Source organism: Arthrobacter sp. TMN-50 (assembly GCF_054511125.1).
Window position 1 is genome coordinate 135,142 of the sequence record NZ_JBTNDG010000004.1, and the last position, 13,014, is coordinate 148,155.

A 13,014-nucleotide genomic window follows, 5' to 3' on the forward strand; every position below is an offset into this window, starting at 1 on the left:
CGCCTCCGCATCCCCTCACACGATAGGAATCCCATGACTACCGAGACCACCCCACTCGAGCTGTCCGCAGACCACCGCACCGTGATGCACGAGCTCTACCGTCACCTCCACGCCCACCCTGAACTGTCGATGCAGGAGACCGAAACGGCTGCCTTCATCCTGAAGGCTCTCGCCGAACTGGGGATCGAGGCATATCTGTGTGGGGGGACCGGCGTCGTCGGCGTCCTGCGGAACGGCGAAGGCCCAGTGGTCGGGTTCCGCGCCGACACCGATGGCTTACCCATGCAGGAGGACACGGGTCTGGACTTCGCCAGCCGGGCGCGGGGCACCCTCGCGGACGGCACCGACGTGCCTGTGATGCACGGCTGCGGTCACGACACACACATCACCGCCGCACTGACCGCAGCCCGCCTGCTCAGCGAAGACACCGAGACCTGGGCGGGCACGGTGGTGTTCATCTTCCAGCCCGGTGAGGAAACGGCTGCGGGCGCCAAGGCCATGGTGGAGGACGGCATTTGGGATAAGGCTCCGAAGCCCGAGGTGATATACGGCCAGCATGTGTGGCCGGGCCTTGCCGGCACGGTGAACATCAGCCGCGGGACAGCCATGGCCATGGCGGATTCCTGGAAGATTACTGTCCAGGGTCGCCAGGCGCATGGCTCACAGCCGGACCAGTCGATCGACCCCATCGTCCTCGGCGCCCACATGGTGGTACGTATCCAGACGATCGTTTCCCGGGAGGTGCACCCGATGAAGTCGGCCGTCGTCACCATCGGCACGTTCCATGCCGGATTAAAGGAGAACATCATCCCGGACACCGCCGAATTCTCGGTAAACGTCCGCACCTTCGATCCCGAGGTGCGCGATCGGGTTCTTGGTTCCCTGCGCCGCATCATCAAAGCTGAAGCAGACGCGTCCGGGGCCCCGGATGCGTCCATCGAGGAGATCTCCAGTTTTCCCGAGTGCTACAACGATCCCGAGACCACTGATGCCCTGATCCAGGAGCTCCGCCTCACGCTGGGGGAGGGCTCAGTCAACGAAGTGCCTCCGGTGATGGGCAGCGAGGACTTCGGCCTGTTCGCGACGGCGATCGGCGTCCCCTCCGTGTACTGGATGTTCGGTGCCTACAGCCAGGAGCGGCTCGACGCCGACATCAGCCTGCCGGGTAACCACTCGCCGCACTTTGCGCCGGATATGGAACCCACTCTCACCACCGGCGTCCGGGCAGCCATGACCGCCATTCTGTCGAAAGTTGCGCGATGACGGGCGGCCTCATGGACCTGTCAGCCACCGCCCTCACCGCCGCGATTCGACATCGTGAGGTTTCTGCCCGCGAGGCACTCGAGGCGCACTTTGCCCGGATTGACGGGGTGAATGGACAGATCAACGCCGTGGTGACTCAGGACCGGGACGGCGCGCAGCGGTTGGCGGCCAACGCCGACGCCCTAACGGCGTCCGGTGCGGACCTGCCGCTGCTGCACGGTTTACCGATGGCGCATAAGGACACCAATAACACCAAGGGACTGCTGACCACTCAGGGGTCGGCCATTTTCAAGAACCATGTGCCAACCTTTGATGATCTGGTGATCGCCAGGCTCAAGAGTGCCGGCGTGGTGACGACCGGGAAAACCAATGTCCCCGAATTCGCTGCCGGCTCCCACACCTTCAACGAGGTCTTCGGCACCACCACCAACCCGTACAACACCACAGTGAGCGCCGGGGGCAGTAGCGGTGGAGCAGCAGCAGCCATCGCTTCCCGCATCCAGCCGCTCAGCGACGGCAGCGACATGGGTGGATCCCTGCGCATTCCGGCGTCGTTCTGCAACATCGTCGGCTTCAGGCCGTCGCTGGGAGTGCTGCCCATGGTACCGACCCGTAACGCCTGGGCCTGGCTGGGGCGTACGGGCGTGATGGCGCGCGACGTCGAAGACGTTGCGCTGGGAATGAGTGCTGTGGCCGGACCACACCAGGAGGTGCCGTACCCCTTTCCGCTGGACGCCAAACGGTTTAGCGACCAGCTGCAGCGAGACCTTACCGGTATCCGCATCGCATGGTCGCCCGACTTCGGCCTGGGCGTTCCGGTGGAAAAGGAAGTATTGCGGGTCCTTGAGTCGCAGCTGCGGGTTTTCATGGAGCTGGGTGCTGTGGTCGAGGAAGCGGCGCCGGACCTCCGCGAGGCCGACGAGGTCTTCGGGACCACCCGGGCTTTCGATTTCCTCCTTGCCTACGGCTCTCTGCTGGAGAAGCACGGCGACGTGATTAAACCCGAAGTGCAGTGGAACGTCGAACAGGGCAGGGCGTTGACGGGGCGCAACCTCGTTGACGCTGCGCTCACGCGGACCAAGCTCGCCGGAAGGGTCAACGACTTTTTTGACCGGTTCGACGTCTTAGCCACTCCCACCGCCCAGGTGCTGCCGTTCGACGCGTCCTTGCGGTACCCCACCTCGGTAGAGGGCGTACAGTTCGATACCTATCTCGACTGGATGCGCTCAGCGTGCCTCATTTCGGCGACGGGAATCCCAGCAGTCTCAGTGCCAGCGGGCTTCAGTTCTGGTGGTCTGCCGGTCGGCCTGCAACTCTCGATGGCGCACGGCAAGGACGTTGACCTGTTGCAGGTGGCCTACGGCTTCGAGCAGGCCACCGGATACGCGAAGCAGCCCCCGCCACCCCCCGGATCGAGTCAACAGAAATGACCGGTTTCGCGCCGGACAATGGTCATCTCTGCTGACTCGGTCCAGGCACAGCGGGTGGGCTGAGAGTCAGTTGCGTGCTGCCTCTACTCGGGCAGCTACGGCGCCCAGGTGGAGACAACCTCAATCTGCGCGAATCGTTTGGCAGCTTCCATTTCGTCAGGGGCAAGGCCGGTAATGGGTACTGCCATCACGCCGTAGTTTCCCGGAGCGAGGTCGGGCGCCAGGCTGATTAGAAAGGTGTAGTTACCGTTGGCATCTGCATAGACAAGTGGGTATCCGATCAATGAGGAATCGGTTTGGGCCGGGCCAAAACTCACCTGGATCTCCGCTCCGGGTGCATAACCGGACCCGATGATGTTCCAGGTAGTACCAACGTGGCGGACCACGTGGAGCCCATCCCAGGCCGGGACCAGCTCAAGATCGTCGTAACTGCCGGACAGCCCCGGGATCGGGGGCTCGGACGTCTCAGTGATCGGTTCTTCCGTTGGCTCTGCCACCACGGTTGGCTCGTCGGTCGGGTCGGATACAGGTTCTTGTGTGGGCTCGATGCTCGGTTCTGCGCTGGCCGATGCCGGATCGTCCGCAGGCTCAGCGGATGGTGGTGAACTCTCGAGGGTCGGCGTGGGGCTCGGAGTCGAGCTGGGGGTCGGCGTCGGGCTGGGTGACGACGTTGGAGCAGGTGAGGCGCTTGAGTCCGTTGTTACCACCGCCGAGGGCTCAGCGTTGGAGCCGCAACCCGTAAGGAGAAGGGCTGTGATTGAGAGGGCAAGAAGGGGCGAGGACTTCTTCACTGGTGTGCTTTCGGATGAGGTGGTTAGGATGACTTGGACACTACAGATACGACGCGCCAACTAACAGCACGACTTGGTTACGTGAGCCAACCGTTATACAAACACCATGATGCTCCGTGGTGCATTCACCGGCGGTAGCGGTCCCGATGTGAAGCGATGGCCGTGCCAGTCTGTCATTTGCTGTGACCTAATCATTCGAGGCACAGGCAGAACGGATGGCTCGCCGGGTCGAGGAAGACGCGGAACGTCTCGCCAGGCTGAACTTCAGCCTTCGTTCCGCCAAGACCAAGCACTGCTGTCTCGCCCTCATCGAGGTTCCCAACCATCAGGTCGAAGTGCATTTGCTGCGGGACGGCCTGATTTGGCCAGCGTGGCGGTTGATACTCGGCCACCTGCTGGAAGGAGATACAGTTGCTGCCGTCTTCCGGTCGGATGTCCGCCCAGCCGTCGCTGGCATGAACTCTCCACCCGAGCAGTGCTCCGTAGAAGGATGCGAGAGACGCCGCATCGGGGCAGTCGATGACGACACTAGGGTAGCGTGCAATAGCCATGCCGGAAGCCTACTGCCGCGCCCGGCCAAAATGAAGGGGGACGATGAACCGGGACAGTCACGTCAGTCAGGAGTGGCGGGGTTCGCCAATGCCTGAAGTGCACGCCCTGAGGATCCGCCGAGGGCCCACTTCGATGTCAGCTGTTCAATGTGCTCCAGCTGCTCGGGATTGCGGGGTGTGATAGCGGCGTCGAACTCGCCGAGATCAAGGTCCCGGACTACATTGACGACTATCGGTGCCACGGCCAGATAATCGGCGGCCTTGGTGATTTTGGCCCGCATCGACGCGGACATGGACGAAGCGCCGTCGTTCGCGGCCTCGATAATACCGTCCAGGTCAACAAACTCCTGCAGCAGGCTGGCGGCTGTCTTGTCACCGATTCCTGCGACGCCCGGCAACCCGTCGGAGGAGTCCCCACGAAGCGCAGCGAAATCCGCGTACTGTCCGGGCAACACTTTGTACTTACTGACCACTGTGGCGTCGCTGAGGACCTCCAGCCGACTCATGCCACGGGCCGTGTAGATCACGCGGACGTCCCGTTCGTCATCGACAAGCTGGAACAGGTCCCTGTCGCCGGTAACAATATCGACGGGGCAGTCCGCCTGCGCAGCCAGACTGCCGATGACGTCGTCGGCCTCATGCTCCGCCGCCCCGACCACCGTGATACCGAAGGCAGCGAGGACCTCACGGATCAACGGCACCTGGGCCACTAGTCCTTCCGGAACCTCCTCGACGTCGACGCCGTCGTCAACCGCATTGACCATCCGGTGAGCCTTGTAACTCGGAATGAGGGTGACGCGCCAGGCGGGACGCCAGTCGTCGTCCCAACACGCGACTAGCTGAGTCGGCTGGTAGTCAGCCACGAGCCGCGCAATCATGTCGAGCAGTCCGCGGACGGCATTCACCGGGGTGCCGTCGGGAGCCTTGAGGGAGTCAGGCAATCCATAGAACGCACGGAAGTAAAGGGACGCGGTATCGAGGAGCATCATTCGGTTGGGCACACCGTGATCCTCTCACGGACGCGTGTCGCCGATCCACGCCTCGAAGGGCTGACCTAGGGCTCGTCGGTGGTCCGGGAGTCTCGGCCGCCCGGGGTATACCGGCGCATCATGCGCCGCGCGGGACCTGCCCAGGAAAGGAGAAGCAGGATAGTGAAGAAATGGTTCGACAGGCCACCCAGAAGATTCGCCGGCACAACCTGGGTGAGCAAAACAATAACCATTGCGGCGCCGAGCACCGTCTTCACGATTCTCAGAAGTCGAGGATTCAGCGGCCGCGGCCAGGCGTAATAATCCACAGCGGCAGAGTCATCCCGGTTCGAAAATTCCATGGCGCGCACCCCTTTCTTCAGCTATCAGAATACCCGAGCCTTTGTGCTGCGCACTGTCAGTGCCAGCCACCGGCTGCCCCATGCTTTTGAGTGGTCACTGTCGCGCCGCGTTCTTAGCGTATTCTCATCTTGGATTATTGGGGAGCAGTTGTTCTTACGTAGAAGGAACTTGAATCATATGGTGGAGCATGCTGCATGGACCGCAGGACCCCTAAACCGACTTTTTAGGGCAGTTATCCCTGCAGTGGTGGTGCTGTTGGCGGCGGCTGGGTGTGGAGTAGCATCACCCGCGGCTAAGCCGTCTGTACTCAGTGAGGTACGGGCCGCCGAGGTTTCCGTCAAGGGTTCTGGGTGGCTCCATACGCAGGGCAGCACCATTCGTGACGCAGCCAATAAACCTTATGTCATCAGAGCAGCCAATTGGTTTGGGCTCGAAACACCCGACTGCGTTCCGCATGGGTTGTGGACCATCAAACTTGATGATGGTCTCAAGCAGATCAAGTCGATGGGGTTCAACACGATTCGCCTGCCCTACTCCAACCAGTGCATCACCTCGGGGAAGGTCAGTTCCGACACGAATTTTTACGCCAACCCTGAACTGGCGAACAAGAGTCCGCAGCAGGTCATGGACCTGTTTGTCGCCAAATCCAGGGCCCTTGGCCTGAACGTCATCCTTGACCGTCACCGGCCGTCCTCCGACAGCCAGTCGGAGCTGTGGTACACCCCGCAGTACGGCGAAGCGACCTGGATCGCCGACTGGAAGAAGCTTGCCGCCCGGTACAAGAACGAACCAACTGTGATCGGCTTCGATCTTCACAACGAGCCTCACGGGGCAGCCCGATGGGGCGGGTCAAATCCTGCCCATGACTGGCACGCTGCAGCCACCCGCGCGGGGAAGGCTGTCCAGTCGGTCAATCCCAAGCTCCTGATCATTGTTGAGGGCGTCGAAGCGCAGGGCAATGATTCCTGGACGTGGTGGGGCGGTGGGCTGGCTGATGTGGCGAAGAAGCCAGTGAAACTGACTGTCCCCAACCAGGTGGTCTATTCGCCCCACGACTACCCAGCGTCCGTTTATCCCCAGAAGTGGTTCTCGGCGGCCAATTATCCCGCGAATCTGTCCGGTATTTGGGACACTAATTGGGGCTACATTTCCAAGCAGGGAATTGCACCGGTGCTTGTTGGCGAATTTGGTTCGAAACTAGAAACTACCTCGGATAAGCAGTGGATGAGCAAACTGGTCAGCTATCTGGCGACGAATGGAACCAGTTTCGCCTACTGGTCCTTCAATCCCAACAGCTCAGACACCGGCGGCCTGCTGAAATCCGACTGGCGCACCCCGGAGACTGCCAAGCTTGCTGCCCTGAAGCCAATCCTGCGGCCCGTGGCACTGCCCTCGCCGACCGTCAAACCGACTTCGAAGCCGACCGTCAAACCGACTTCGAAGCCGACCGTGCCGGGGACCGGCTCGACAGCAGTCACAGCCCAGTGGTCGCTGCAGAGTTCCTGGGACGGAGGCTACGTCGCCAACATTTCGGTGAAAGCGGCGCGCGACGTGAAAACCTGGTCGGTGACGTTCTCTGATCCCAACGTCATCAGCGTTGCCAACTCCTGGGGCGTGAAGTGTACGTCGGTGACAAAAAAATCGGTCACCTGCGTGGGCTCCGATTGGACCCAGAGTTTACGAAAGGGCCAAGGGGTGTCCGTTGGCCTCCAGGTCAATGCAGCAGAACCGCCGGTCAAGCCGACCGTCACGGTGACGGCGAAATAGCTTCAGCCGGATGCGGAGCCGGCTCGAACGCTGTCACGTCGGCAACCGGGTCGGCTCGGTCCTTAAGCGCTATCTGACGAAGTGCACGCCAGAAGAGGTCGGCCTCGGGGGTGCGCTGCGCCTGGATGGTTGAATTGACCCTCAGCGTGTCAGCCCAGTGCTGCACCAGATCGTGGTGAAACACGAACTCCGCCAGCGCATTTCGCTCGGGCAAGGGGAGACCAACGGACTGCTGGCCCATCGGCAACAGGTCTACTGCGGCAATGATCGATTCGAGGGTGCGCCGCGCCGTTTCCGGGCCGCGGGTCTGATCGGGGATCTGACCCAGTTCCTTTGCTACGGCAATTTCTGTGCGGAGGGTTTGAACGTAGGCGACCCATGACCGTGCGTGCTCAGGATAGACAGTCAACGTGCCCAATGCGCCCCCAGCGAGGGTCTTGTCGAAGATCACGAACCCTCCCCTGCCGTTGTGCTTCGCCGCGTACATCGCCTGGTCGGCTTCCTGCATGATTGTCTCGGCCGGTATATTCGGTGAACTGACGGCGATACCCATGCTGACGCTGATGTGTACCTGAACTCCGCGCAGGACAACAGGTGGGCCGATAGCTGCCAGGATGCGCTGAGCCATCGCTTCGCCTTCATCGCTGCCCGTTCCGGGAAGCAGCAGGATGAACTCGTCGCCACCGTTGCGCGCCGCGGTGTCTCCAGCCCTGATGCAGGATTCAAGGCGGCGTGCCAGCTCGACCAGGAGGGTATCTCCGGCGGCGTGACCGTACGAGTCATTGACGGGTTTGAAGCCGTCGATATCGACGGCGACGATCATTACCGGTGCGCCGGTGCGCTGGCTAAGGCTGAGGGCTTGCGCCAGGCGGTCCTGCAGGAGGGTTCGGTTGGCAAGACCCGTGAGGGGGTCGTGGAGCGCCTGGCTCGCTAGCCGCTCGATTAGCGTGTTCTCCTCGCGTCGGGCCCGCTCATGGATGGTCCAATGAACAATGCTCGTCGCGCACATCGCAAGGAACAGTGCACTATGGATTAGTGACCAAATGAGCGGTTCGTCGTGCGCCGCGTCATGGTTGTAGACGGCAGTCGGCTGACTGACCCCTAGTAACGCGTGATGACCCAGTACCAGCAGTGAGGCAGTGGCTAGCGGGGCCCAGTCCTCATACAGTGCCACCACCGGCACCAGGATGAAGAACAGGAAATGGGCTTCGATGGTGCCGCTGATCTGCACCACCATCGCCGCAATCATCATGAGGGAAGCCGAGCTGAGCGATGCGCTGAAGCGCCGTCCCACAGGAGCCTTCCACGCCAGGAAGGCTACGGCGGCGGGAGCCACCCCCTGCACCAAAGCCAGCCACAAGGGCCCCTGCTGCACGAGGGAGAAGAGGGTGACCATCCCGGCCGAGACCACTGCAAAGAGCAGAATCAGCCGGTGACGGACGTTCCAGGCAGGATCGGGGAGTCGCGAACCGCGCGGGAGAGCACTGAGTACGGATTTTACCCGCTGAGTTATCACCAAGATGCTCCCGAAATTTTATCCAAGACGCGCTTCGCGTTCGCGCTACGATCAGTGTGGCTTCCCAACGGTAGCCCTAATTCCGCCGGAAATCGCGTGCCGCACTCGATTCGGCGCAAAAAACTGCGGTGAAGTATGCGGGGGTAGCGTTGTGAAGCAGGTCACCTGGGCGAGCGCTATCCGGGACCCGCCAGCACCACACCGGAAAGCGATGCCCACGCCCAAACCAACGACCCGGCAATGATGACGGCGAAGAGCGCCAACCAGATGGGGGACGGGACGCCGGTGCTGCGAAATAACAGGTAGGCGTCGGACGATGGCAATTCCCGGCGGCGTCGCAGGTGGACCGAGCTGACCTTGCCGAAGTCTCTGACCGAGCCAACCAGCAGCGCCAGGCCGAGTGCCACCACAACATGGCCGGTGAACTGTTCCGGCAATGCCATCATCAGCAGCACCGAGACGCCGCCGGTGACCAGCAGGATGAGCAACCCGCTGCCGTTGCGAATGACCAGGAGCGCGACCAGCAGGATCAAGGCACCGACCGAAAGTGCGGCCGGCCCCCACCCGTTGATCCCGGCCCACGCCAACGTTGCCCCCAGAACTGCAGGAGTGGGGTAGCCCCAGAACCCCGACCACGCGGAGCGCCACCCCGGCCGCCCAAGCGTCGTCGTCACGCCAGCATGATCCATGGTCAGGGTGATGCCCGTCAGTATCCGACCCGTCATCAGCGCCGCGAAGGCGTGCCCTAGTTCATGCACGACGGTGGTGAACAGGCCGAAGTACCGCCAGGTTGAGCGGGGGAGCGAGAGCGCTGCTGCGGCGAGCACGATGATGGTCAGCTCGATGAAAGCGATGTCCGGAGGTGCAGCCCGGACGAACCCGTCAAGGAACCGGGTCCACCAGGTCTCGATCATGTCCCCAGCCTACTGAACCACCCTTAGCGCGTTGGCGTGAAAGACTGATCCCATGTCATCGAACACCTACCCAGATCAGCCAAAGCCGGATAGCGACGGAGTCAAGGAACGCACCCATGTGGGGATGCGGGTCGACGACGCCTGGCATTCAATCCAGACAAACCTGGCCATCAAGCGCGGCCATGTGGAGACGATCATCCCCTACACCGGTTACGGGTCGGGCACCTGGATCCGCGTTCTGGCACGCGTGGTGCTTGCCGATCCAGAGGAGATGGCTCCTATCAAGGGTGGCGAAGTGCTCAAGACCATCAAGGAAGGCATTCGCGGCTGGCGAAACTTCACCAGTGCCCCGGTACGGTACGCCAAGGTCACGGTGGAGGTCGACGGCGAAACCCACGAGGTCACCGCCGACCGCGGCGGCATCATTGACGCACAGATCGACGCCCACCTCACACCGGGGTGGCACACCGTCTCTCTGCGCTCGGCCGATGGCATTGTGGCGGAGTCGCCGGTGCGCGTCGTCGCAGCAGGCGTCACCTTCGGCGTCGTCTCGGATATTGATGACACGGTGATGGTCACAGCCCTGCCGCGGCCGTTTCTCGCGGCCTGGAACACGTTCGTCCTCGATGAGCACGCGCGTGCTGCCACCCCGGGGATGGCGGTGCTGCTGGAGCGGATTACCCAGGAGTCGCCCGGCGCCCCGGTGCTCTACCTGTCAACCGGTGCGTGGAATGTTGCGCCGGCGCTCACCCGGTTCCTCTCGCGGAACCTGTACCCGGCCGGCCCGAAACTTCTCACCGACTGGGGACCTACCCGGGACCGGTGGTTCCGCAGCGGGCCCGAGCACAAGCGAAGCTCTCTGAAACGGCTCGCCGCCGAGTTCCCCGATATCAAGTGGTTGCTTATCGGTGACAACGGTCAGCATGACGAGGAAATCTACGCAGACTTCGCCGAGCAGCACCCGCAGAACGTGCGTGCCATTGCCATCCGCCAGTTGACCATGGGCGAGGCTGTCCTGGCCGGTGGCCGGTCGAAAGCCACGCCGTCGTCGCGGACACCGGATATCGAATGGGTCTACGCGCCCGACGGTGCCGGGATGTCAGCGCGGCTGGCGGAGCTTGGAATTATCGACCACTCATTCCAGGAGCCGGCGGAGTAGGTCCATCCCGGTCCTGCGGTCCCGCATCGGCTCGGATGGTCAGCAGGATGCGTCGCAGCGCCATGCCCAGTGACGCCGTCGCCTCGATCCGTTCGTCTGGTGAGACCTGTCTGAGGCCCTGCATCAGGTCCTCGACGGCGGCTTCAGCGTCGGTCATCGAGGGTCCCGTGGTGACCCAGTCCTCGACTGCGGTGGCCGTGAGGGTTGCGGCATGAGCGAGGGGAGGTCCAAGCGGTTTGGGTAGCGGCATGCTTTCCTGCGAATGCCAGATGACGTGGGACAACAGTTCGGTCATGTCTTCGACATAGAACGTGATCCGCTCCATCGACTGCAGGGAGTGAAAGTCGGCGGCAAAATCCCGTTTGTGGCGGTATTGGCGGAGATTGCCGTGGCGGCTGGAATCCGCCAGCTGAACCGCAGTACGCACCTCTTTGCTGAAGGTGGTGAGCTTGTTTTGCCGGTCGGCCCATTCCGCATGCTCCGGCGGCCAGCGTTCGTGGAGTGCCGCTCCCATGTCCCGCAATTGCAGAGCGAGCGCAGCTCTGAGGTTATCGAGTCCAGTGACCACCCCGTTGAGATGCAGGGGAGGGAAGATCAGCATGTTCACCAGGAGCCCCACGGTCACCCCTACCAGCATTTGCAGCAGGTACCCGAACGAATATCCATCAGGGTCATCACCGCCCAGCAAGAGCACGAACAGTGCAGCGATGGGAATCCAGTCCCGCCCGGCACCGATGCGCGGGAGGCCAGCCGCGACCACGCCAAGGCCCACTACCAGCGCTACCGAGACCACGGAGCGGTCGCCCAGGATGATGACCGGAAACGCCAGGGCGAACCCAATGGCCAGCCCCGCCAGGGTCTGGATTCCTTGGCGGGCGGAGCCGGCGATGGTCGGATACATGCACGCCAACGCTCCAAGGGGCGCGTAATAAGGGTACTCGGAGGCAACACCCGGAACTTGCAGAGCGATCATCCACGCGATGGCCGACGCAAGCGCGGACTTCACCGCGAGGATCAGGCGCCTGTGTCGGACCAGTCCGCCTACGCGTGTCAGCAAGCGAGGTCCTGAAGGGATTTTCAGCATGCTTAGCATTGTCCCAGCAATACGGCGGGGAAGAAATCTGGGGGAAGATACTTGATGCTGTGGAGTCGACGGCGTAGCGTAGCGATCAAGTTACTTCAGTAACGGGTCAGCGACTCTCCTCGGAGAGTGTGGGTGCCCCCATGTGGGCCTGACATTTGTGCGCAGGAGTTTGACGGTAGCCTTGGCGAGCCGCGCCGGCATTCGGATCTGCGTTCGTTCTGTTTATTTCACTCACCGGAGTCATCATGCCTCCGCTGTGACCTAACGACTGGACACAAATGTCTTTGCCTCTCCCGCCCCCACCCAGCTACCCGGCTCTGTCCTACGAACTCTTCCCGCCCCGATCCACCCAGGCCGAAGACGGCCTCTGGCGGACAATCCGCGCGCTTGAGGAAACCCGCCCGGACTTCGTCTCGGTCACCTACGGAGCGTCGGGATCAAACCGTGACACCGCCGTCGGCCTCCTCAAACGACTGCTCGACGAGACCTCCCTGAAACCGCTAGCCCATCTGACCTGCCTCGGGAGTTCGCGGGCCAACCTCAGGGAGCTGATCGACGACCTGATCTCCAGCGGCGTGCGCGGTATCCTCGCCCTCCGCGGGGATCAACCGCGCGACCGCACGCTCCCCGACGGTGAACTGCGCTATGCCACCGAACTGGTCGAGCTGATCCGACGGGTTGAACGGCTCAGGACAGCCCAGCTGTGCGCGGGGAAGGTGGCGGTAGGGGTAGCAGCGTACTCCACTAAGCATCCCGAATCTCCGAGCCTTGAGCATGACATCGAGGTGCTCCTCGCCAAGCAGGCAGCTGGCGCCGATTTCGCCATTACCCAGGTCTACTTCGCTCCGGAGCAGTACAGCAGGCTCCTCCGTACAGCGCGCCGGGCCGGGGTGGAAATCCCCATCATTCCCGGTGTCATCCCGTTTACCAGCGTGCGCCGGATGGAGCGGCTGAGCGAGCTCGCGGGCGTCGAGATTGACGCACCGCTGGTGGATCGCCTCAGGACCGCCGACGACGACGCCGGCCGACGGCGCATCGGCGTCCGGGCCACCGTCGACCTGGCCCACGCCGCGCTCGACGACGGTGCCCCGGGCATCCACATCTATACCTTCAACGAACACGCGGCAGCCCTGGACGTTTTGGACCGGCTGGAGCTCAGCCGCCCGCCAGCGGTTGGCCTGAGCCAATCCGCCTGAACCATTCCCCCT

Annotated in this window: 13 protein-coding genes; 6 read left to right on the plus strand and 7 right to left on the minus strand. The window is 62.6% G+C overall.

Annotated elements, in window-relative coordinates; genetic code table 11:
- Positions 1 to 33: 33 nt before the first annotated feature.
- On the plus strand, positions 34 to 1,263 hold the full coding sequence (locus ACX80A_RS08020) for an amidohydrolase (protein WP_459259177.1): 1,230 nt from the start codon (positions 34 to 36) through the stop codon (positions 1,261 to 1,263).
- Positions 1,260 to 2,693, plus strand: a complete 1,434-nt coding sequence (locus tag ACX80A_RS08025; protein ID WP_459259178.1) for an amidase — start codon at positions 1,260 to 1,262, stop codon at positions 2,691 to 2,693. The genes ACX80A_RS08020 and ACX80A_RS08025 overlap by 4 nt, the downstream gene beginning before the upstream one ends.
- Before the next feature lie 95 nt (positions 2,694 to 2,788).
- On the opposite strand, the gene ACX80A_RS08030 is transcribed toward ACX80A_RS08025, so the two are convergent.
- The gene (locus ACX80A_RS08030) at positions 2,789 to 3,190 is read right to left on the minus strand and encodes a hypothetical protein (RefSeq protein WP_459259179.1); all 402 of its coding nucleotides are present in this window, start codon (positions 3,188 to 3,190) and stop codon (positions 2,789 to 2,791) included.
- A 40-nt stretch (positions 3,191 to 3,230) separates the two neighbouring features.
- On the opposite strand from ACX80A_RS08030, the gene ACX80A_RS08035 reads away from it, so the two are divergent.
- Positions 3,231 to 3,548 carry a hypothetical protein gene (locus ACX80A_RS08035; protein ID WP_459259180.1) on the plus strand — a complete coding sequence of 106 codons (318 nt, stop codon included), beginning with the start codon at positions 3,231 to 3,233 and terminating at the stop codon, positions 3,546 to 3,548.
- Positions 3,549 to 3,675: 127 nt separating this feature from the next.
- Here ACX80A_RS08035 and ACX80A_RS08040 read toward each other — a convergent pair whose 3' ends face one another.
- The 3 genes from ACX80A_RS08040 to ACX80A_RS08050 form a co-directional block, all read right to left on the minus strand.
- Entirely contained in the window at positions 3,676 to 4,035 is a 360-nt protein-coding gene (locus ACX80A_RS08040; RefSeq protein WP_459259181.1) for a VOC family protein, read from the minus strand.
- A 62-nt stretch (positions 4,036 to 4,097) separates the two neighbouring features.
- A complete protein-coding gene (locus tag ACX80A_RS08045) occupies positions 4,098 to 5,021 on the minus strand; it encodes a 5'-3' exonuclease (protein ID WP_459259226.1) in 924 nt (307 codons plus the stop codon).
- A gap of 68 nt (positions 5,022 to 5,089) precedes the next feature.
- Positions 5,090 to 5,365 carry a hypothetical protein gene (locus tag ACX80A_RS08050; RefSeq protein WP_459259182.1) on the minus strand — a complete coding sequence of 92 codons (276 nt, stop codon included), beginning with the start codon at positions 5,363 to 5,365 and terminating at the stop codon, positions 5,090 to 5,092.
- 178 nt (positions 5,366 to 5,543) lie between these two features.
- Here ACX80A_RS08050 and ACX80A_RS08055 point away from each other — a divergent pair, with 178 nt between their 5' ends.
- The gene (locus tag ACX80A_RS08055; RefSeq protein ID WP_459259183.1) at positions 5,544 to 7,133 is read left to right on the plus strand and encodes a cellulase family glycosylhydrolase; all 1,590 of its coding nucleotides are present in this window, start codon (positions 5,544 to 5,546) and stop codon (positions 7,131 to 7,133) included.
- On the opposite strand, the gene ACX80A_RS08060 is transcribed toward ACX80A_RS08055, so the two are convergent.
- Both ACX80A_RS08060 and ACX80A_RS08065 read right to left on the minus strand, forming a co-directional pair.
- Complete coding sequence (locus ACX80A_RS08060) at positions 7,114 to 8,649, minus strand: diguanylate cyclase domain-containing protein (RefSeq protein ID WP_459259184.1); 1,536 nt, start codon at positions 8,647 to 8,649, stop codon at positions 7,114 to 7,116. The genes ACX80A_RS08055 and ACX80A_RS08060 overlap by 20 nt on opposite strands.
- Before the next feature lie 176 nt (positions 8,650 to 8,825).
- Entirely contained in the window at positions 8,826 to 9,563 is a 738-nt protein-coding gene (locus ACX80A_RS08065; RefSeq protein ID WP_459259185.1) for a M50 family metallopeptidase, read from the minus strand.
- A gap of 52 nt (positions 9,564 to 9,615) precedes the next feature.
- On the opposite strand from ACX80A_RS08065, the gene ACX80A_RS08070 reads away from it, so the two are divergent.
- A complete protein-coding gene (locus ACX80A_RS08070) occupies positions 9,616 to 10,722 on the plus strand; it encodes an App1 family protein (RefSeq protein ID WP_459259186.1) in 1,107 nt (368 codons plus the stop codon).
- On the opposite strand, the gene ACX80A_RS08075 is transcribed toward ACX80A_RS08070, so the two are convergent.
- Entirely contained in the window at positions 10,688 to 11,779 is a 1,092-nt protein-coding gene (locus ACX80A_RS08075) for an FUSC family protein (RefSeq protein ID WP_459259187.1), read from the minus strand. The genes ACX80A_RS08070 and ACX80A_RS08075 overlap by 35 nt on opposite strands.
- A gap of 305 nt (positions 11,780 to 12,084) precedes the next feature.
- On the opposite strand from ACX80A_RS08075, the gene ACX80A_RS08080 reads away from it, so the two are divergent.
- Entirely contained in the window at positions 12,085 to 13,002 is a 918-nt protein-coding gene (locus tag ACX80A_RS08080) for a methylenetetrahydrofolate reductase (RefSeq protein ID WP_459259188.1), read from the plus strand.
- Positions 13,003 to 13,014 lie beyond the last annotated feature (12 nt).

Bases quoted from the DNA above. Each gene is read 5' to 3' on its own strand.
- ACX80A_RS08020 (WP_459259177.1), top strand. From the start codon at position 34: ATGACTACCGAGACCACCCCACTCGAGCTGTCCGCAGACCACCGCACC.
- ACX80A_RS08025 (WP_459259178.1), top strand. From the start codon at position 1,260: ATGACGGGCGGCCTCATGGACCTGTCAGCCACCGCCCTCACCGCCGCG.
- ACX80A_RS08040 (WP_459259181.1), bottom strand. From the start codon at position 4,035: ATGGCTATTGCACGCTACCCTAGTGTCGTCATCGACTGCCCCGATGCG.
- ACX80A_RS08045 (WP_459259226.1), bottom strand. From the start codon at position 5,021: ATGCTCCTCGATACCGCGTCCCTTTACTTCCGTGCGTTCTATGGATTG.
- ACX80A_RS08050 (WP_459259182.1), bottom strand. From the start codon at position 5,365: ATGGAATTTTCGAACCGGGATGACTCTGCCGCTGTGGATTATTACGCC.
- ACX80A_RS08055 (WP_459259183.1), top strand. From the start codon at position 5,544: ATGGTGGAGCATGCTGCATGGACCGCAGGACCCCTAAACCGACTTTTT.
- ACX80A_RS08065 (WP_459259185.1), bottom strand. From the start codon at position 9,563: ATGATCGAGACCTGGTGGACCCGGTTCCTTGACGGGTTCGTCCGGGCT.
- ACX80A_RS08070 (WP_459259186.1), top strand. From the start codon at position 9,616: ATGTCATCGAACACCTACCCAGATCAGCCAAAGCCGGATAGCGACGGA.
- ACX80A_RS08080 (WP_459259188.1), top strand. From the start codon at position 12,085: ATGTCTTTGCCTCTCCCGCCCCCACCCAGCTACCCGGCTCTGTCCTAC.